The organism is Succiniclasticum sp., assembly GCF_056977735.1.
On record NZ_DBMCWA010000007.1, the window covers coordinates 67,767 to 86,951 of the forward strand.

General features: G+C 51.2%; 16 protein-coding genes and 2 tRNA genes. 5 read left to right on the plus strand and 13 right to left on the minus strand.

Features of this window, described 5'->3' with window-relative positions:
* Positions 1 to 200: 200 nt before the first annotated feature.
* Complete coding sequence (locus ACZOWY_RS05495; RefSeq protein ID WP_484393640.1) at positions 201 to 1,115, plus strand: HlyD family secretion protein; 915 nt, start codon at positions 201 to 203, stop codon at positions 1,113 to 1,115.
* A 141-nt stretch (positions 1,116 to 1,256) separates the two neighbouring features.
* On the opposite strand, the gene ACZOWY_RS05500 is transcribed toward ACZOWY_RS05495, so the two are convergent.
* From ACZOWY_RS05500 to ACZOWY_RS05520, 5 genes are all read right to left on the minus strand, one after another.
* Positions 1,257 to 1,330: transfer RNA gene (locus tag ACZOWY_RS05500), tRNA-Gly, on the minus strand.
* Positions 1,331 to 1,476: 146 nt separating this feature from the next.
* Positions 1,477 to 2,421 carry an AEC family transporter gene (locus ACZOWY_RS05505; RefSeq protein ID WP_484393643.1) on the minus strand — a complete coding sequence of 315 codons (945 nt, stop codon included), beginning with the start codon at positions 2,419 to 2,421 and terminating at the stop codon, positions 1,477 to 1,479.
* 2 nt (positions 2,422 to 2,423) lie between these two features.
* Positions 2,424 to 3,218, minus strand: a complete 795-nt coding sequence (locus ACZOWY_RS05510) for an ABC transporter ATP-binding protein (RefSeq protein ID WP_484393644.1) — start codon at positions 3,216 to 3,218, stop codon at positions 2,424 to 2,426.
* A complete protein-coding gene (locus ACZOWY_RS05515; RefSeq protein ID WP_484393645.1) occupies positions 3,218 to 4,102 on the minus strand; it encodes an ABC transporter permease in 885 nt (294 codons plus the stop codon). Before ACZOWY_RS05515 ends, ACZOWY_RS05510 begins: the two co-directional genes overlap by 1 nt.
* Before the next feature lie 192 nt (positions 4,103 to 4,294).
* Positions 4,295 to 5,284: an ABC transporter substrate binding protein gene (locus ACZOWY_RS05520; protein WP_484393716.1), complete on the minus strand. Its 990-nt coding sequence runs from the start codon at positions 5,282 to 5,284 to the stop codon at positions 4,295 to 4,297.
* Positions 5,285 to 5,680: 396 nt separating this feature from the next.
* On the opposite strand from ACZOWY_RS05520, the gene ACZOWY_RS05525 reads away from it, so the two are divergent.
* The gene (locus ACZOWY_RS05525) at positions 5,681 to 6,271 is read left to right on the plus strand and encodes a hypothetical protein (RefSeq protein WP_484393649.1); all 591 of its coding nucleotides are present in this window, start codon (positions 5,681 to 5,683) and stop codon (positions 6,269 to 6,271) included.
* Between the two features lie 25 nt (positions 6,272 to 6,296).
* Complete coding sequence (locus ACZOWY_RS05530; protein ID WP_484393651.1) at positions 6,297 to 7,361, plus strand: calcium/sodium antiporter; 1,065 nt, start codon at positions 6,297 to 6,299, stop codon at positions 7,359 to 7,361.
* Between the two features lie 98 nt (positions 7,362 to 7,459).
* On the opposite strand, the gene ACZOWY_RS05535 is transcribed toward ACZOWY_RS05530, so the two are convergent.
* From ACZOWY_RS05535 to ACZOWY_RS05550, 4 genes are all read right to left on the minus strand, one after another.
* A tRNA-Lys gene (locus tag ACZOWY_RS05535) sits at positions 7,460 to 7,535 on the minus strand.
* A gap of 153 nt (positions 7,536 to 7,688) precedes the next feature.
* Positions 7,689 to 9,119 (minus strand): AMP-binding protein, encoded by a 1,431-nt coding sequence (locus tag ACZOWY_RS05540; protein WP_484393654.1) that lies wholly within the window; start codon positions 9,117 to 9,119, stop codon positions 7,689 to 7,691.
* Between the two features lie 90 nt (positions 9,120 to 9,209).
* Positions 9,210 to 10,502, minus strand: coding sequence for a thiolase family protein (locus ACZOWY_RS05545; RefSeq protein WP_484393655.1), 1,293 nt, complete (start codon positions 10,500 to 10,502; stop codon positions 9,210 to 9,212).
* A gap of 292 nt (positions 10,503 to 10,794) precedes the next feature.
* Positions 10,795 to 11,364, minus strand: coding sequence for a biotin transporter BioY (locus ACZOWY_RS05550; protein ID WP_484393658.1), 570 nt, complete (start codon positions 11,362 to 11,364; stop codon positions 10,795 to 10,797).
* A gap of 672 nt (positions 11,365 to 12,036) precedes the next feature.
* On the opposite strand from ACZOWY_RS05550, the gene thpR reads away from it, so the two are divergent.
* Both thpR and ACZOWY_RS05560 read left to right on the plus strand, forming a co-directional pair.
* Complete coding sequence (gene thpR, locus ACZOWY_RS05555) at positions 12,037 to 12,537, plus strand: RNA 2',3'-cyclic phosphodiesterase (RefSeq protein WP_484393661.1); 501 nt, start codon at positions 12,037 to 12,039, stop codon at positions 12,535 to 12,537.
* Between the two features lie 212 nt (positions 12,538 to 12,749).
* Positions 12,750 to 13,916, plus strand: a complete 1,167-nt coding sequence (locus tag ACZOWY_RS05560) for an ATP-binding protein (protein WP_484393664.1) — start codon at positions 12,750 to 12,752, stop codon at positions 13,914 to 13,916.
* A gap of 393 nt (positions 13,917 to 14,309) precedes the next feature.
* Here the strand turns inward: ACZOWY_RS05560 and ACZOWY_RS05565 are convergent, their stop codons facing one another.
* The 4 genes from ACZOWY_RS05565 to dnaB form a co-directional block, all read right to left on the minus strand.
* Positions 14,310 to 14,801 (minus strand): DUF3783 domain-containing protein, encoded by a 492-nt coding sequence (locus tag ACZOWY_RS05565; RefSeq protein ID WP_484393667.1) that lies wholly within the window; start codon positions 14,799 to 14,801, stop codon positions 14,310 to 14,312.
* Between the two features lie 107 nt (positions 14,802 to 14,908).
* Positions 14,909 to 16,198, minus strand: a complete 1,290-nt coding sequence (locus tag ACZOWY_RS05570; protein WP_484393668.1) for an adenylosuccinate synthase — start codon at positions 16,196 to 16,198, stop codon at positions 14,909 to 14,911.
* A gap of 145 nt (positions 16,199 to 16,343) precedes the next feature.
* Entirely contained in the window at positions 16,344 to 17,636 is a 1,293-nt protein-coding gene (gene purB / locus ACZOWY_RS05575; RefSeq protein ID WP_484393669.1) for an adenylosuccinate lyase, read from the minus strand.
* Positions 17,637 to 17,770: 134 nt separating this feature from the next.
* Positions 17,771 to 19,153, minus strand: coding sequence for a replicative DNA helicase (gene dnaB, locus ACZOWY_RS05580; RefSeq protein ID WP_484393670.1), 1,383 nt, complete (start codon positions 19,151 to 19,153; stop codon positions 17,771 to 17,773).
* Between the last annotated feature and the right edge of the window lie 32 nt (positions 19,154 to 19,185).

Sequence of the window (19,185 nt, forward strand, 5' to 3'; positions counted from 1 at the left end):
TAACATTTAAAACACTTTTCCTAAGCATTATATAACATTTTACACTTCATTGTAAACTTCTTAACACTCTTTTTTATAAAGAATTTGTAAAAACACCCTGCGTTCACAAAAAAGACTTTTTTTCCTGATAGTATGTGACAAGAAGCAGAAAATGTAATACAATCGTAAGGAAACACTGAAAAATGATACTGGAGAAACCCATGAAAAAACTATGTATGCTGTTGCTGCTGTTCTGCCTGATCCTTACAGCAGCCTGCAACAGGACCCGGGCAACCGGGAAGAGCATCCGCCTGCAAGGAAAAACGGAGGCAGTCCTTTATACAGTCCACGCGCCTGTTGACGGGGAGATCCGCGGCCTGATCCTGGAGACCGGCGAACGGATCCGCAAGGGACAGCCCCTCTTCGGCCTGGGTACGCAGGACGAGAACCCGGAGGTGGGAAAAGCAGCCGCCGATCTGGCAAAAGCCCAGGCCCGGCTGAACAACGCCACCCAGGGAAACAATGAAGCCGGCCGTGCTTCTGCCGCTGCGGCCCTGCAAAGTGCCCGGAACGAAGTACAGAATGCCGAACAGAACTTTAATAAGATGCAGCGTCTGTACGATGTTGGCGGTATCAGCCGTAACCGGATGCAGCAGGCGCAGCTCGATCTGGAAAGCGCCCGTGCCACACTGGCCGCCGCGCAGGCCCGCTATGAGCAGGCCAGCCGTGCGTATACACCGGAAGAATTGGCTGAACTGGAGCAGCAGGTGCAAAAGAACCGGGCCGCCTACGACGCCGTCATCCTTACCGTGGAAGGAAGCGAGATCGTCAGCCCCGTCACCGGCACCGTCCGGCAGATATGGGGCAAAAACGGAGAAGCCGTAAAAAAAGAACAGCCCGTCATGCAGATTCTTTCTGCCGCAGACTGTACGATTACGATTCCTTCTGCAATCACAGACTCCCGCCTTACGGAAGGAATGGAAGCCAGCGTGACCGCTGCCGGAAGCAAAAAATCCTTCCCGGCTGTAATCCGCAAGATCGAACAGGATACAGTCACACTGTTCTCCGATAAAAAACCGGAAGAACTGCCGGAAGGAGCCGCTGTGGAAGTCAGTATTGCATTAACGGAAAAATAGTTTTTTCCGTTGCACAGCCGCCATCCTGTTTCCGGCCTATTTAAGGCCCGCTGATTTCTGAACAAATCTCTTATAATTTTCAGAACACACCCTCGCATAAAAACAAAACTCCTGCCACATTGACAGGAGTTATTTTTTTTATGGAGCGGGCAATGGGAATCGAACCCACCTCTAAAGCTTGGGAAGCTTTCATTCTACCGATGAACTATGCCCGCAGGAGGTAACTGTATATTTTTTAAGGTACTGTAAAATAATAGCACGTTTTTGCCGTTTTGGCAACACCGGGAAAAATAACATTTCAGAGACCGCTGTCCACTTCCTGTTACACCAGCCGTGGCCGTGTTTCGGATCCGTGTTTCCCTCAGAATACTCCCAGCATCTGGAACAGCATGACCCAGAAAAACAGCGTGACACTGGAGAATGCAGAGGTCAGCACCACACTGTTGCCTGCCAGTTCCGCGTTGCTGCCCAGCTGCTGCGCCATGGCAAAGCTGGCCACTGCGCAGGGGGTAGCGAAGATGCAAAGCAGCGTGACAAAATCCACGCCCCGGAACCCCATGTAATAAGCAGTTCCCAGCACCAGCGCCGGTATTACGATCAGCCGGCCCAGCACCACAAGGATCAGGTTACGCTTCTCCCCGCTGATGGTCCCGAACTGGAACGATGCACCTAAAATCAGAAGGGCCACCGGGGACGTGCAGGACGCGATCTGGCGGACCGGCTTTAATACCGGTTCCGGCACCGTGATCCCGGTGACCATAAAAAACGCGCCCAGGATCGCGCCTACGATCATGGGATTCTGCAACACCGTCCGCAGCGTTTGCAGCAATGAAAAACGCCCTTCCCCACGGAAACTTTCCAGAAAAAAGACACTCACGGAATTATAGATCGGGGAAACCACGGCAATCATCATCGTAGGAACCGCCAGCGCTTCCGGCCCGAAGATGTTTTCCACCAGCGGCATGCCCAGCAGTACGAAATTACTGCGGAACAGCGCCTGCAGCATCGCCCCTCTGGACCGGTTATCCTTTTCCACCGTGCATACCACGACAGCGGAAAGCGCCAGCATGATAAACAACCCCGCAACGGTAAATACCAGCAGCCGGGGACGCAGCGCGGTAGCGATCGTGGTCGTATACATGTTGTAAAACATCATGCAGAAAAAGAACACCCGGAAAATCATCGCATTTACATGCTTCAGTTCCGTATCCGTCAGCATCTTCCGCCAGCGGACAAAGATGCCCATCCCGATCAGAAGAAACAGAGGGATGATTGCTTTTACCGCAACAATAAAATGTTGCTCCATAATTACCCCAGCAGCAGTTTATCACTGGCCATCCCGTCGCCGCTGGCTTTTTCAAACATGGCCAGCAGGTCGGCGATCTTCAGATTTTTCTTTTCTTCGCCGTCCACATCGATCAGCACCTTGCCTTCATGCATCATGATCAGGCGGTTGCCGAAACGCAGGGCATCACGCATGTTATGGGTGATCATCAGGGTCGTCAGCCGATCCCGTTTTACAATAGTATCCGTCAGCTCCAGCACTTTTTCCGCCGTTTTCGGATCCAGCGCCGCCGTATGCTCGTCCAGCAATAACAATTTCGGTTTTTTAATGGTCGCCATCAGCAGGGTCAGCGCCTGCCGCTGCCCGCCGGACAACAGGCCTACATGGGCGGTCATCCGGTCTTCCAGTCCCAGGTTCAGCTCTTTCAGCATTTCATAGAACCGGTCATGCTGCTCGCTGGTGCTGCTCCAGCTTAATCCGGGGAACTGCCCCCGCCGGGACGCGATGGCCAGGTTCTCTTCGATCATCATACCCGCCGCCGTCCCCAGCATGGGATCCTGGAACACCCGGCCGATATACCGGGCCCGTTTGTGTTCCGGTTCTTTCGTAATATCCACGCCGTCGATTACGATACGGCCCTTATCAATGGGCCAGACACCGGCAATGGCGTTCAGCATAGTGGACTTGCCGGCCCCGTTGCTACCGATCACCGTGGTGAAATCTCCCGGTTTAAGATGCAGGTCCGCATCCACCAGAGCCTTTTTTTCGTTAATCGTTCCGGGGAAAAATGTTTTATAAATGTGCTCTACATGTAACATCAGCGCGCCGCCTTTCTGCCCTTGAACTTCGCCTTGATCAGCGGCATGGACAATGCAATCGCCACCAATACGGAGGTAAAGAGTTTTAAGTCATTGGGCGGCATGCCCATCTGCAGTACCACGGCGATAACGATACGGTAGACGACAGAACCCAGCACTACGGAAATCATACAGTTTTTAAAACTGCGGGTACCGAACAGCACCTCGCCGATAATAACCGACGCCAGACCGATAACGATGGTGCCGACGCCCATACCTACATCTGCGAAACCGTTGTTCTGTCCTACCAGCGCGCCGGAGATGGAGATCAGGGCATTGCTGATGATCAGTCCCAGAATGATGGTCATGTCCGTGTTCACACCCTGGGCCCGGATCATCTGCTGGTTAAAACCGGTGGCCCGGATCGCCGCGCCGATTTCCGTACCGAAGAACCAGTACATGCCGATGCCGATAAGCAGTGTCGCAACCAATCCCACCACAAAGGTCGTCTGGGCATTATTCAGACCCAATGACTGCTGGGTAAAAGAGAATACTGTATCTATCCCCAGCAGAGACAGGTTCGCCTTGCCCATGATACGCAGATTGACCGAATACAAGGCAATCATGGTCAGGATGCCTGCCAGCAGCGCAGGTATCTTCATCTTCGTTGTTAAAAATCCGGTGACCGCTCCTGCCAGCATGCCGGCCACCGCCGCCGCCAGTATCGCAGTGCCCACTCCGTAACCGGAAGCCATCAGCGTCGCCGCCGTTGCCGCACCCAGCGGGAAACTGCCCTCACAGGTCAGGTCTGCCAGATCCAATACACGAAATGTTACATACACGCCCAGAGCCATAACAGCCCACAACAAACCTTGTGCCACCGTGGACACAGCCAGGTTACTCATAAAACATTGACCTCGAATTCTTTCCTTAAGAAAAATACGACTGCCTTGCCCGCTTTCCCCGTCACCGTGACATTGGAAAAACACGGAAGGCCCCTGTTTTCCTTAATTGTAATGATATAAAAAGGAACGGATCCGTTCGTTACGACGGATCCGTCCAGCCGTAAACTATATAATTATATCATATTGCGCCGATTATTTCAAAACTTCCGCGCCCTTCAGCAGTTCGTCCGGAATCTTGATCCCCAGCTGCGCTGCTTTTTTCAAATTTACTACTGCTTTAAATTTTTTCTGGGAACGGATCGCCATGTCCTGGGGTTTGGCTTTACCGTTCAGTATCTCTGCCGCCATGGCGCCGGTTTCTTCACCCAGCATATAGTAGTCGATACCTAACGTAATCAGGCCGCCGGCCTTCACTTCTCCGGGTTCTGCACAGATGACCGCCAGTTTCGCTTCATCGGTCACTTTGCACAGGGTCGGCATGGCGGAAGCCATAATGTTATCCGTAGGAATATACAGCGCATCCACTTTGCCGATCAGACTGTGGGCCGCCTGCTGGATATCGTTAACGGTGGAAACCGTAGCTTCTTTTATCGTCAGCCCTTTGGCCGCCGCTTCTTTCTTCAGTATCTCCACCTGCAGCTGGCTGTTCACTTCACTGGAACAGTAGATGACGCCCACATTTTTCGCTGCGGGCACAACCTTCTGCAACAGTTCCACCTGTTCTTTGATGGGGTTCATATCTGTAGTACCGGTCACGTTGGTTCCCGGTTTTGCCGCATCCTTGACCAGCTTGGCTGCTTTATAGTCGGTGATAGCCGTTCCTACAATCGGGATCTCTTTCGTTGCGTTCGCCACCGACTGGGCGGAAGGCGTCGCAATCGCACAGATCAGATCTACTTTATTATTGACAAAACGGTTCGCTATATTCTGAAGATTCGACTGGTCCGCCTGCGCGTTCTGCCTGTCGAAGGTAATATTTTTCCCTTCCGTAAAACCGTTTTTGGCCAGTCCGTCCACAAAGCCTTTGTTCGCGGCATCCAGCGCCGCATGCTCAACCAGCTGGACTATACCTACCTTGAATTTTTTCTCTGGTGCAGGCGCTGCCGCTTTCTTTTCTCCGCCGCCGCAGCCTGCCACACCAACAGCCAGCGCCAGCAACAGTGCCGCCGTCAGTGCCTTCATCCTGGTTCCGGTCAACTTAAACATCCTGCTCAGATCCTTCCCTTAAAATTTTATACAGATAAAGAAATTCATATTTTCCGGGTCTCTATACCTGCATATTTTACATTGTAATCTCTGACGCCAATAAAGTAAATAGTTTTCAGGTAAATTCAACTTTTTATCAGTCAGCAGAGTGCATTCCTGTGGAAAATGTGTAAAAAACCATACACAATTTATCCGCGGCTAAAGAAAACTTGCAAAATTGCCTTAATCATACTATAGTATCTACTGTAAGCAGAAAATTAAAAAGTAACTGGTAAGAAAAACGCTGATTAATCTGTATGCACGCCAGGAACATCGTACAAGCTCATTTAATCAGCGTCTCATTAAATTAAGATGGTTTGTTACGGTTATTTTATGCATGAAAAAGGGGTGATCGCCATGCTGAAACGCATCCTGCTCTGCCTGATCGTGCTCACACTGTCTGTTTCCCATGCCTTCGCAGAGGAATGGACCTATCTGGGCCGTTACGTTACCCAAAAGAATCTTTTTTACGAATCCACCACGGATGCCCTGATCCTGAACCATCTGTTCCCTTATCAAAACCAGGCAACCGACACTCATCAGCTCTACGATGTGTATTATTTCCACAATCACAATGAAGATATCCGTGAAGTAAACGAGATTGTAAATCTGATCACGGTGCCTGTCAAAGCAAAAATCGTACCTTTAAATGTTTATGGGAAGCCCATGTACAGCGACGGTGTGTTCTGCGGACAAATCTTTTCCGATGTGTACATCCGGAACGCGGGGATTTTTGGCGTTACCCCTACGGCCTTTTCCATTAAAGATTCCGTCAGCGGGAAGACCATTTTCCGGATGACCGGTGAAATGCAGGGCCAGATACTCTGGGACGGAACCGCCGCCTCGAAGATCGTGGAAATCACCGGTCCCCACAAGGACTGGCCCCAGCCGATCAACGGTGCTCCCATTGAAAGTTTTCACTAAGTATTAAAGGACTGAATGAGCAATTATGGATTTTGAAATTATAAAACAGCTGGCCATCCTCATTGCCGGATTTGCCCTGCTGGTAAAAGGCGCAGACCTGTTTGTGGACGGCGCGTCAGGAATCGCAAAAAAATTCGGTATCCCGGAACTGATCATCGGCCTCACCATCGTGGCTATGGGTACCAGCGCCCCGGAAGCCGCCGTCTCCATTGCCGCCGCGATAAAAGGCAGCGCCGGTATTTCCATCGGTAATGTCATCGGCAGCAACATCATGAACATCTTCATCATCCTGGGCGTGGTAGCCGCTATCGTGCCGCTGCATATGGAGCGTTCCACGGTCCGGTATGAAATGCCTTTTACCATTTTGGTGACCGCTCTTTTTGTCTGGATGGGCAGGGACGGACTGATCACCCGGACAGACGGCAGTATTTTATGGGCAGGCCTGATTGCCTATATCATTTACCTTGTCCGTCAGGGAAAACAGAAATCCCCGGAACAGGCTCCTGCATCCGCAACCGCAGATCTTGTTGGCACCAGTACGGCAGAATCCGCTGCCAATCCCGTTTCGGCCGAAGGCGCTACCGTTTCCGGCACGTTAGGCGAAACGGCCGAAGAAAATCCGGTGGAAACGGCTGCAAAAGAACCGCCTTCCATATGGAAGCTGTCAGCCCTGACCATGATCGGCCTCGTGGTAATCCTGGTCAGCAGTGATTACGCCGTTGACGCAGCCGTAGCCCTGGCCAAAATGTTTAACATCAGCGACCGGATAATCGGTCTCACCATCGTTGCCCTGGGCACCTCCCTGCCGGAACTGGTCACCTCCGCTACCGCGGCCCTCCGGGGAAACGCAGACCTGGCCGTTGGGAATGTGGTGGGCAGCTGCATTTTCAATATCCTGTTTGTACTGGGAACCTCGGCTCTGATCCTGCCGATTGCCTGTGCTCCCAATTTCCTCAGCGACGCTTATGTGGCAGTCGGGGCAACCGTGCTGCTGCTGCTCTTCGGCTACACCCAGATGAAAATCGTCCGCTGGGAAGGCGGGCTGTTACTTGCCTGTTATGTGGCATACGCCTATGTGGCGCTGGTGTAATAGTTAAGAAGCCAACGAAACGAAAAAACCGGATTGAAGCGCAACATCACACCGCTTCAGTCCGGCTTTTTATATCTCCTGAAAAATGGCAAAAAAAATGGTGATCCATCCGCGACTCGAACGCGGGACACCCTGATTAAAAGTCAGGTGCTCTGCCAACTGAGCTAATGGACCACATGGCGTTACTTCCGTAACGTGAGTATTATACGTTTTTATATAATGTTTGTCAAGAAATTTTTATAAAAGCTGACTGATGCTGCCTGATATGCAGGAAACGAATCACCGGATTACAGATACAGCAGACACAAGCATCCGGAACGGATGTCTCTACCGCAGCATCGCAAGCAGTAATTTTTTATCTGTTTTTCCCCGGCTGTTCAGCGGTATTTTCTCTACCGTAATAATTTTCTTCGGCATTTCCTGCTGCATCAGGGCATTCCGCAACTGCTGCCGCAGTTCCTGTTTTGTCACGTTTGCATTTTCACAGACCACAAACGCAGCGGCCTCCTGCCCCCGCCCTGCGTCATCATAGGGCAACACGACGGCCTGGAGCACTCCCGTCAAAGAACACAGCGCGTTTTCAATTTTCGTGCAGCTGATCTTAAAGCCGCCTTTATTGATGATATCCCCCTCGCGCCCGTTAAAGATCAGATACCCTTCTTCATTAAAATAGCCTGTATCATGCAACGTGCAAGGCTGCGGCAGTCCTTCCACATGGTACGGTGTATCAATATAGATCAGGCCGTTTTCCACCCACACCTTCACGCCAGGCACCGGTTTGCCCACACTGTCCGGAAAACGCAGGACTTCTTCATAGCCCAGCCAGGTAATGTAATCCAGTTCGCTGGCCCCATAGTACAAAAGAATATCGCTGTTCGGAAAAAAACGTTTCAGCCGTTCCGCCGTCTTCGCCCCTAACAGCTGGGAACCTGCCAGTACCATCTGCATGGATGGATATTCCTGTTTCAGATACTTCGTCAGCATCTTCAGCTTGGCCGGAACCAGATACAGCACACGCACCTGCAGATCCCGGAACATCTCCAGCCACTGACGGCAGTTAAACACATCGCTGACAGCCAGCGTGCAGCCTTCATAAAGAACCGAAGCCCATATACTGAGATTTCCGGTAAAACTGAAACTGCCTTCCACAAAGACCACCGCGTCCCCGTCAATTCGGAAGCGACGGTTCTGCTCCGGAATAAAACCGGCCCAGCTTTCATAGGTACGGTACATGACTTTCGGGACATCAGTCGAACCGCTGCTCAATACGCCCATGCAGGCATTTTGGTACGGTGCCGGAACCGGGATAAAACCGGGACACGCCTTTGCCGCTTCCTGCTTGTTTTCAGAATCCGACGCAATCTCTCCCATATCTGTTTCAGGAACAGCAGCCTCCTGTCCGGAACAGCCCTGCCGCAGTATCCATCTGTTTTCCTTTTCTTCCAATACAAAACCAATCCGGTTCTGTTCTACCAGCTTCTCTTCCGCTGCTTCCGGAAGATCATAATGCCCGATGATGGGGATCTGCCCCGCACCCATTACCGCCAGAAACGCCAGCAACTGATGATACACATCCTGTGTCCGGATCAGCACACCGGTCTTATACCCAACCGGAAACTGCCGCTTCCACTCCGGCGCAACAAACCCGCAGACATCTTCATAAGCCTGTCCGTAGGTGATCTGCCTGTCTTTCAGAATAAGATACGGCGTGTTCTTCTTTTTTTCTGCATACTTTTGTAACAGTGTAACGTAATCCATAGGTTCTCCAAATGATTACATTGTAATTGTAATCAAAGTTTGTTGTTTATTATGCTATAAGGAAAAAACTCGCAAAACCGTCCACGATTGCTATTTCAGTTTACTATTTTTCACCAGCATCGCCGTGCCCAGTCCCCCTGCGCCGGCGATGCTCAATACTCCCAGCCTGCCATGCATCTGTTTCAGTTCCTGCCACAGATGCAGCAGCAAAATCGCACCCGACGCACCGTACGGGTGACCGTAGGCCAATGCCCCGCCCCAGGGGCAGTAACGCGCAACCAGTTCCGGATACTTCCGTGCAAACAGCGCGCTGATCACTGCAAAGGCTTCATTATATTCAAACACATCAATCTGTTCCGGCTGTAAACCGCAGCGCTGTAGCAATCGATTGCCGGTTTCAATGGCACCTTCCGGACTGTAGCGCGGATCCACGCCCCATTCAAAGCCGGCCAGCAGTTCCGCTTCCGGTTGCAGATGATATTTTTCCACCGCCTGTTGCGAAGCTAATATAACAAACGCCGCACCGTCATTCATAAGGCAGGCGTTGGCCGCTGTCAGCAGGGGAACGGCCTTGTCCTCCGTATGAGCAGGACAGGCTTTATAAACCATTTCATCTGCTTGTAACAGGTCCCCGTCCCTGACTGTTTTCTCTTCTGCAGCTGCACAACGTACCGGCCGCGAATCCGGACGATCCGTCAGCAGCGCCTTCACTTCTTCTTCCGTGAACAGCTTCGGCATCCGGGCTGCCAGTTTCGGGCTCATCCGGTCACGGATCCCTTCATCCCCCGCGCTGTCATACACAGGAACAATAACATCGTTCAGCCGGCCTTCTTCCCTGGCCTTTTTTGCCAGCTGATGACTCCGTACCGCGAAGGCATCCAGTTCCTCCCGGGTAAAGCCGTGTTTCTGACAGGTCCGTTCCGCTCCTTCCAGCATGGCTTTTGCGCTGGTTGTATCCGGGGAAAACTGCGCTACGGTAAAACCTTCTGCCGTATAACGGGGATCCGTTTTCGCGTAAACGCGGGTGGGCTGCATGGATGTGGACTCAAACCCGCCGGCAATCAGAATGTCCGCCATACCGCTGCCGATCTTGGTCATGGCCAGTTCGATGGAAGCCGCCGCGGACGCGCACTGCATATCCAGCGTCAGCGCCGGAATATGCAAAGGCAGTCCCGCCTTCAGTGCTGCCAGCCGTGTAATATTCCCTCCCGTGCCTACAGCGTTTCCGCAAAGCAGGCCATCCGCCTGCAGCGCACAGGGATATTTTTTTATTACGTTTTCTAAAACTGCCGCAGCCAGATCTTCCGCAGGAACTGTTTTAAACAGGCCTCCCGTGAGGCCGATGTGGCTGCGCAGCCCTCCAATCAGAAAAACCTTTTCCATACTCTTCCCCATTTCGTAACCAGTCAAGGAAACGCCGGTTCATTCGTATGCACGCTGCCCGGCGCTTTTGTGACCGACGGCGTACAAACCCATTGCATCCGCGTCTCCTCAAGAATATTCTCACAGCATTGCCACACAGACAAACCAAACCATATTGCCTGTTGAAAAAATTCCCGGCCTGATTCCAGACCGGGAGCTCTATGGAAGTGTCAATTTCAGCTGTCAAGAGGACGACGGTCCATTCATATGCACGCAAAGGAACCGTTCACGAACTCACTGAATCAGCGTCTCCTTAATTTTTCAAAAATGCATTAATACGTGTTGCCAGGAAGGCACCGGCCAGCACCTTCACTATATCGCCAAAGATGAAGGGGAACACCGCTGCCACCAGCGTAGCCCACACATCCATGTGCGCGACCAGATACATGGAAACGCAGCCGCCCACATAAATGACAGGCATCCCTACCGCGATTCCCAGAAAAACCATTCGTTTAAAGCTGTTGGACCCGTTCAGCAGCCTGCTCATCAGCCAGGCTGCAATGGCGAAACACACATAAAACCCGCCGGTAGGTCCCAGCAGACGCCCCAGTCCGGCAGAACCGCCGGGCAGTACCGGAACGCCGATGGCGCCGATCAGCAGCCAGGCCAGTACTACAAGAAACGCATCATTGGGTTTTAAAATGAACGCCGTCATGTTCACGATAATGGTCGTGCCTACAACCATAGCCGGCGTAAAGGGCAGCGGGAAAGCCAGATAAGACGAAATCGCCAGAAAGGCGACGCACAATGCCATTTTAGTCAGTTTGCGGGTCTTATCCGCCGCAGTTTCACGGTGTGCCGGTGTTACAGAAATCTGTTCCATTACTATCATCTCCGAAATTATGATTCACGCAACGGATCCATGAACGGTAAACAGACCGTACTTCAGGTTAAGCCATCCATAGCATCCATTGTGTAATGTTATCCTTTTCAAAAACAAAGGTTAACCACGTTTCTAATTATAAATACTTATCGGATTGTTGTCAACCCGTTTTTTGAATTTAGTTAACCTTTTTTTCGGATTACTGTTGCGGATCGGCAGCCTGAATACAGTACAATATTATCCGAAATAAACGGACGCCGCGGGAAGCTTCCACAGTTTTTTACACTTTCGTCACATAGTTTTTATATTCTGTAACATCCTTTACACATTATCTTCTTGCATTTTCTGATAATTTCTGCTACTATATAAGTGAACAAAGGAAGTACCGAAAGTCCCCTGAAAAGGGGAATCTTGGAAAAGGAAATGAGGATACTTCGGATGTAAAATGAGAAAGGAGTGGTTCCCCCGAAATAAGCAGCGGCAGTATAAGAAAAAATGAAAAGGAAGTGTTTCCATTGCAGAGGTTAAGTCGATTCAATAGTTAAACGCCCGTGACGTTGTCGGTACAATGCACGGGCGTTTAAATTTGTATTTACTATTAAGGATGATACTTTCAGCAGAACCAAACGAAAAGACTGACATACTTTTTTATTGATTATTTCGGAGAAAACCATGAGGCTTTTTATCGCAATCAATTTGTCTGACGACATGAAGGACGCCCTCACTGCCGCGCAGGACGAAATGTATGACAGGGGCGTCCGGGGCAACTTTACGCCCGGGGAAAACATGCACCTTACCCTGGCCTTTATCGGGGAATACCCGGACAAGGATCAGGTGATGGACGCGCTTTCTTCCGTATCCCTTTCTCCATTTACTCTATCCCTTTCAGGTATGGGGTGTTTCCGTGACCTGTGGTGGGCCGGCATGGATGAATCGGCGCCGCTGGCTGCCGTGGTACGCCGCATCCGCCATGCGCTGGCCAATCATGATATCCCATTTGATCGGAAACGTTTTTCACCCCACATCACGCTGATCCGTAAAGCCGTCGGAACGATGCCAGGAATCCATATTGAAAAGGTTTCCATGCCGGTGGAGCGTATCTCGCTCATGCGGTCTGACCATGGCAAACATGGCATGATTTATACCGAGGTGGGAGTAATTGGGATAAAGTAAAGTTATTATTTTACACGAAGCATTATTACTAAAAGCTCCTTTTGACGATATTTCATCCTGAAATGTTTGCCAAATCCCATCTCATTTTAAAACTTTAGATTTCCCTAATATGAAACTTTAGATTTCTCGCCACCTTGACTTTGGATTTTTCATATGATAAACTTTGGATTGACGTAAGCAAAAACCAATTGTTACGTAAGGGAGATCTTCCGATGATAGAACGAATTGCCAAAGAAGCATTGCTTCACCTCGCTTCCCAATTTCCCGTTGTAGGCGTTACCGGGCCGCGGCAAAGCGGAAAGTCAACACTGGCAAAAGCAACCTTCCCTCAAAAAAAGTATGTCACCTTCGATGACCGTACTATGCGGGAACTCGCCGCATCCAATCCGCAGGATTTTATTTCCGCCTTTCCGGATGGCGCAATTATTGACGAAGCACAAAAAGTTCCTGACATCTTTGACGCGCTCAAATTACATGTTGACAGCACTAAAACCGTACCGGGGAAATTTATCGTAACCGGTTCCAGCCAGTTCCGGCTCCGTGAAAACATGACAGACAGTTTGGCCGGCAGAGCTGCATTCTTAAAGTTGCACCCTTTTTCTGTAAAAGAATTGAAAGCAGCAAATGTTCTTTCCGATAATCCGTATGACCTCATCTTCGGCGGCCAGTATCCCCCGCTACACGACAAAGAAAAACGTTTTATTCCCGAGGACTGGTACGAAAGCTACATTGATACGTATCTGGATCTTGACGTCCGGGATCAGATCAATCCGGGCAATCTCTCTACATTTAAAAAATTTATCCAAATCTGCGCCCTGCGCAGCGGCCAACTTCTTTCCATGGACAGCATTGCCAGGGATGTGGGTGTTTCCGCGCCAACCATAAAAACATGGCTTTCGATTTTAGAAACCTCTTTTATCATTCATTTTCTGGAACCGGACACAAATAATCTTGGTAAAAATATCGTAAAAAAGCCAAAATTGTATTTTATTGACTCAGGACTTTTGTGCCACCTGTTACGCCTTGAATCAAAAGAAGAATTGCTGCTCAGCCGTTACAAAGGAGCCGTTGTCGAAACTTTTGCCATAGCAGAACTGCTTAAGCAGCGCCTGAACCAGGGCAAAAAAGCAAACCTGACTTTTTTCCGCGACGACAGAGGCTTTGAAGTGGATACCATCGCGGACTGGAAACATACCTTCGCCATTGAAATTAAAAGTAACAACGCCCCGGAATCCAAACTTGCTGCCAATACAAAAAAATATCTTGAACTGCGCCAAGACAAAAACGCAAGAAATGCGGTCTTTTATCTTGGCGATATCAGCATGAACATCAACGGCACGTCATATATCTCATGGAAAGATTGGGGAAATTTACTTTAGCAAGAATTATTTCAAGGTTCAAAGTCCGGCCCTGCAACGAAAAAGACTTCGGATCCAAAACATCGTAGAGCCAAACAGGTACACTTGTCCTGTTGATAGGTTCAGGAGTTTGATTTTACGGGTTTACGCTTCTGCCGCAAAGCACTTCCGCTTTGCGAACAGAGACCGTAATCCCATTCAACGCTCCAGCCCTGTGAAAACAGGAACACTTCCTGAAATCACACGCTACCGATGTTTCTTATCCGAAGTCTTTTTTAGTTCGTATCCTTTCGTTCAGACACTTACGTTATTTTTTAAAGTTCAGCGTAGTTATGATACCAAATTCTTTCCACCTTGTCAAGCACTTATCTTAATTATTTTATATTTTATCCGTTTTATTATGTTTTATCAGTTTTACTTATGCATACTCTTCCTGTACTGCTTCATATACACATGCTCTGCCGCAATTTCCTGCAACAGGTGCCGTCCGCTCCAGTGTTGGTTTGTCGGGGTAAGCGCGGCTTTCAGCTCAATTTCCTTTAACTTGCTCCGCTTCATCGCGGCAAGAAATTTATTAACCGCATTCATGTCAAAGCCGCACAGAAAAACCATTTCTTTCTGCGAAGCCTCCATCATCAGCTGGATGGCTGCTTTTTTCACAACATCCGGGTCTTCCCCTGCTTTCTTTGCCGCTTCCTCCAGCGTTTCAGCCAGCTTGTCTTCCTGGTTTTCCGGCGGATTCACCGCCTTTTGCGGGCAGTCCTTCACACCGGCCACAAAGCCCACGGCGTCGTCAAACTGTTCCAGGGGCACGGCTTTGCAGTTTGCTTTTAAGATCAGGCAGACCTGCCGCAGCTGCTGCAGACGTTCCGGTTTAAAATTATAGGCTAATACAATTTTATTCATAGTCACTCACCTTTTAAAAACTCCCCGACAATCTGTCGGGGAGCTTTGCTTTCACGATTACGATACAACTTTTGGCGATACAGCGTTTCGTATCACAGACGCAGACGTTAAATCAATTCCTTCAGCACAATAGTCTGTTCCCGGTTGGGTCCTACGGATACGATGCCCAGATCCACGCCGGCCACTTCCGACAGGCGGCGCAGGTATTTTTTTGCCCCTTCCGGCAGGTCTTCAAACTTACGGCATTTTGTAGTATCGCACATCCAGCCGTTGAATTCTTCATAGACCGGCTCCACCTTGCCCAGGGTTTTCAGGCTGGCGGGAATCTGTTTGATCTCCACGCCGTCAATCTTGTATCCTACGCACATTTTAATCTTTTTCATCTGGTCCAGCACGTCCAGACGGGTCACCGCAATGGCGTCCAGACTATTCAGACGCACGGAGTAGCGGAGCATGAACGCGTCCAGCCAGCCGCAGCGGCGGGGCCGTCCCGTTACGGTGCCGTATTCGTGACCGGTCTCCCGGATCTGGTTGCCGGGGCCATCCGTATCCAGCAGTTCCGTTACGAACGGACCGGCGCCGACCCGGGTGGTATAGGCTTTCACCACGCCTACCACATGATCGATGAAGCGGGGACCGATGCCGCTGCCTACGCAGGCATTGCCCGCCGTGGGATTGGAACTGGTCACGTAAGGATAGGTGCCGTGGTCGATGTCCAGGAACGTAGCTTGCGCCCCTTCGAATAACACTTTTTTACCGTTGGCAAAGAGTTCGTCCAGGATCACGCCGGTATCCGTTACATACGGACGCAGTTCCTCCGCGTATTCCAGATATTCTTTCAGCACGGTCTCGTAATCAAAGGGCTCTGCTCCATAAATTTTGGTGATGATCTCATTTTTCGCCGCCAGGTTGGCTTTCAGTTTTTCCGCAAACACGTCTTTGTCCATCAGGTCGCAGACGCGGATGCCCACCCGTGCCACCTTGTCCATGTAGCAGGGACCGATGCCGCCTTTGGTCGTGCCGATTTTTTTATCACCCAGGGCCTCTTCCTGCAGCACGTCCAGCTTCTGATGGTAAGGCAGCACCACGTGGGCCCTGTCGCTGATGGCGATGCGGCTGATGTCCACGCCCTTGTCGTGCATCTCTTTGATTTCCTGCAGCACCACGCCGGGGTTGATCACCACGCCGTTCCCCAGCACGCAGATCTTCCCGTGATACAAAATGCCGGACGGCAGCAGGCGCAGTTTATAAGGCACGTCGTTTACCACTACGGTATGCCCCGCGTTGGAGCCGCCGCTGTAACGTACCACCGCGTCCGCTTTCTGCGCTAAATAATCTACGATCTTTCCTTTTCCTTCATCGCCCCACTGGGCACCGATTACAACAACGGATGACATACTGTTTACATCTCCCCTCAAAGATTAAAACACGTTTCGAATTTATCTGTCGCAGGTTTCCCTGCTCCGCACCATCGGCACAACAGGAAATTATACACTGCTGAACCCGGTTTACGAATCAGTTGACACTGCCAGCAATACTAACTTACAGCCCGAACCTTGCAAAAATTCTGTCTACATGCACCAGCATAGGCTTGTAATCGAAGCAGGCCTTGATTTCTTCCGGCGTCAGGTACTTGCGCACATCCTCGTCCTTGCAAAGGTTCTCGTAGAAGTCTTCCCCTTCCAGCCAGCGTTTCATAGCGTTGCGCTGTACCCAACGGTACGCCGTATCCCGGAAGGCGCCTTTGCTGACCAGCGCCAGCAGAACCCGGGGGCTGTAGATCAGGCCGCCGGTCATGTTCAGGTCTTCCAGCATTTTTTCCGGATAGACCAACAGCCGGTCGATCAGGTTGATGGTTTCATTTAAAATATAATCCAGCGCCGTGGTAGCGTCCGGCAGCATCACCCGTTCCACAGAGGAATGGGAAATGTCCCGCTCGTGCCACAGGGGGATATTTTCAAACGCAGGCAGCACATAGCCCTGCACTAACCGGGCCATGCCGCAGATCCGCTCGCTGCGCACCGGGTTCCGTTTGTGGGGCATGGCGGAGGAGCCTTTCTGTTTCGGGCTGAAATATTCTTCCGCTTCCCGCACTTCCGTCCGCTGTAAATGACGGACTTCCAGCGCCATCTGGGACAACGTTCCGGCAATCACGCCCAGGGTTGCAATATATTCCGCGTGATGATCCCGCTGCACCACCTGGGTCGCTACGCTTTCCACTTTCAATCCCAGTTTTTTGCAGACATATTCTTCCACGTAGGGATCGATATCCGCATAAGTCCCCACCGCACCGGACAGTTTGCCCACGCACATGTTTTCCGCGGCCCGTTTCATGCGCTCGATGTTCCGCAGGGTCTCGCTGTACCACAGCAGCAGCTTCAGGCCGAAGGTGGTAGGTTCCGCATGGACGCCGTGGGTGCGTCCGATGGTAGGTACATGTTTAAATTCCACAGCGCGGCGTTTCAGTACTTCCGCCAGTTTTTCCAGATCCTTCAGGATCACGTCCGAAGCCTGTTTCACCTGCACGTTCAGACCCGTGTCCTTCACGTCCGTGGAGGTGAGGCCCATGTGGATGTATTTGGCTTCGTCACCCACATATTCCGCCACGGCAGACAGAAACGCGATGATGTCGTGGTTGATCTCCTTATCGATTTCATGGATGCGGTCTACATCAAAATCCGCTTTGGCCTTAATGACCTCCACCGCTTCTTTGGGAATGCGCCCCAGCTCCGCGTTGGCTTCGCAGGCAGCGATCTCCACATCCAGCATCGTCTGCCATTCATTCCGCTCGTTCCAGATCTTCTCCATTTCCGGACGTGTGTACCTTGGAATCATGTTTTTCTCCCTTCTGCTTCCGCAGCTGCAAAAAAAATTATATTGCCTTACATCAATCACTGTTTTATCTGTCCGGCATGATGACGGTCATTTTTGCCGCCGGCACACCGCATGGCGCAGATAACGCCGCCACATTACCTTCTGTCGTCTTCTTCCCGTTTTGACAGGCTGAGGAACTTTGTGCACTCATTCCGGAAGAACAGGTTGACCCGTCCCACCGGACCGTTGCGGTGCTTGGCAACGATCAGTTCCGTAACATGGGTCGGGGCCTCGTCCGCGCCTTTATAATAATCGTCCCGGTACAGGAACATGACGATATCCGCATCCTGTTCCAAAGAACCGGACTCACGCAGGTCAGACAACATGGGCTTTTTCACCTGCCGCGCTTCCACGCTCCGGCTTAACTGGGAAAGAGCCAGAACCGGCACGTTCAGTTCACGGGCCAGCGCTTTCAACCCGCGGGAAATCTCCGAAACTTCCTGCTGACGGTTATCCGAAGTATTGCGCCCCACAGAACCTTGCATCAGCTGGAGGTAATCAATGACGATCAGGTCCAGTCCGCCATCCGCCTGCAGTCGCCGCGCTTTGGAACGCATCTCCATGATCGTAATGCCCGGTGTGTCATCAATAAAGATCTCGGCGCCGGCCAGCAGGTCCGATGCGACCCACAGCTTGTTCCACAGATCCGCATTGTCTGTATCTCTGTCATTTCCACCCGCACGAAGCCGCTGGGCATTCACATCGGCTTCGGAGCACAGCATACGCTGCACCAGCTGTTCCCGGCTCATTTCCAGACTGAAGAAAGCTACCCGTTTTTTCGGTTCCCCTTCCCGGGATCCCCGGATCGCCACATTCTGGGCAATATTCAGGGCCAGGGCCGTTTTGCCCATGGACGGGCGGGCGGCCAGGATAATGAAATCGGAAGGATGCAGACCGGCAGTCAGTTTATCCAGATCCACAAACCCCGTAGCCACACCGGTAATGGACTGCTTGCTTTCCAGCACTGTCTGGATATGGTTGATCGTATCGGTCAGCACTTCCGAGATGGGGGCAAAGTCTGTCCCCCCCTTCCGGTTGGAAATACGGAGGATGGTTTTTTCCGCCTGGTCCATGATGTCCCGTACATCTTCCGAACCGTCGTAGCCCATGGCTGCAATAGCCGTACCGCCTTCCACCAGCTGCCGCAGGAGCGATTTTTCTTCCACGATCTGGGCATGGTATTTGGCATTGGCAGCCGTAGGCACCGCATTGGCCAGCAGGGTGACATAGGAAACGCCGCCCACGTCATCCAGCTTATTCATTTTTTTCAGCTCATCGATCAGCGTGACCATGTCAATCGGCTCATTCCTGGAATGAAGCGTCAGCATGGCGCTGTATATGACCTGATGCGCCTGCCGGTAGAAATCTTCCGGCATCAGCTTTTCCGTTACTACGCTCACCGCATTCTTGTCAATGAGCATCGCCCCGATTACGGATTGTTCCGCTTCTATGTTTTGCGGAGGTACCCTGTCCTGCATTCTAACCCTCTGCTATGTATCTAACCGGACAC

Bases quoted from the DNA above. Each gene is read 5' to 3' on its own strand.
- ACZOWY_RS05570 (WP_484393668.1), bottom strand. From the start codon at position 16,198: ATGTCATCCGTTGTTGTAATCGGTGCCCAGTGGGGCGATGAAGGAAAA.
- ACZOWY_RS05505 (WP_484393643.1), bottom strand. From the start codon at position 2,421: ATGGAGCAACATTTTATTGTTGCGGTAAAAGCAATCATCCCTCTGTTT.
- ACZOWY_RS05540 (WP_484393654.1), bottom strand. From the start codon at position 9,119: ATGGATTACGTTACACTGTTACAAAAGTATGCAGAAAAAAAGAAGAAC.
- ACZOWY_RS05525 (WP_484393649.1), top strand. From the start codon at position 5,681: ATGCATGAAAAAGGGGTGATCGCCATGCTGAAACGCATCCTGCTCTGC.
- ACZOWY_RS05510 (WP_484393644.1), bottom strand. From the start codon at position 3,218: ATGTTACATGTAGAGCACATTTATAAAACATTTTTCCCCGGAACGATT.
- dnaB (WP_484393670.1), bottom strand. From the start codon at position 19,153: ATGCAGGACAGGGTACCTCCGCAAAACATAGAAGCGGAACAATCCGTA.
- ACZOWY_RS05495 (WP_484393640.1), top strand. From the start codon at position 201: ATGAAAAAACTATGTATGCTGTTGCTGCTGTTCTGCCTGATCCTTACA.
- ACZOWY_RS05545 (WP_484393655.1), bottom strand. From the start codon at position 10,502: ATGGAAAAGGTTTTTCTGATTGGAGGGCTGCGCAGCCACATCGGCCTC.
- ACZOWY_RS05565 (WP_484393667.1), bottom strand. From the start codon at position 14,801: ATGAATAAAATTGTATTAGCCTATAATTTTAAACCGGAACGTCTGCAG.
- ACZOWY_RS05560 (WP_484393664.1), top strand. From the start codon at position 12,750: ATGATAGAACGAATTGCCAAAGAAGCATTGCTTCACCTCGCTTCCCAA.
- ACZOWY_RS05520 (WP_484393716.1), bottom strand. From the start codon at position 5,284: ATGAAGGCACTGACGGCGGCACTGTTGCTGGCGCTGGCTGTTGGTGTG.
- ACZOWY_RS05530 (WP_484393651.1), top strand. From the start codon at position 6,297: ATGGATTTTGAAATTATAAAACAGCTGGCCATCCTCATTGCCGGATTT.
- ACZOWY_RS05515 (WP_484393645.1), bottom strand. From the start codon at position 4,102: ATGAGTAACCTGGCTGTGTCCACGGTGGCACAAGGTTTGTTGTGGGCT.
- thpR (WP_484393661.1), top strand. From the start codon at position 12,037: ATGAGGCTTTTTATCGCAATCAATTTGTCTGACGACATGAAGGACGCC.
- purB (WP_484393669.1), bottom strand. From the start codon at position 17,636: ATGATTCCAAGGTACACACGTCCGGAAATGGAGAAGATCTGGAACGAG.
- ACZOWY_RS05550 (WP_484393658.1), bottom strand. From the start codon at position 11,364: ATGGAACAGATTTCTGTAACACCGGCACACCGTGAAACTGCGGCGGAT.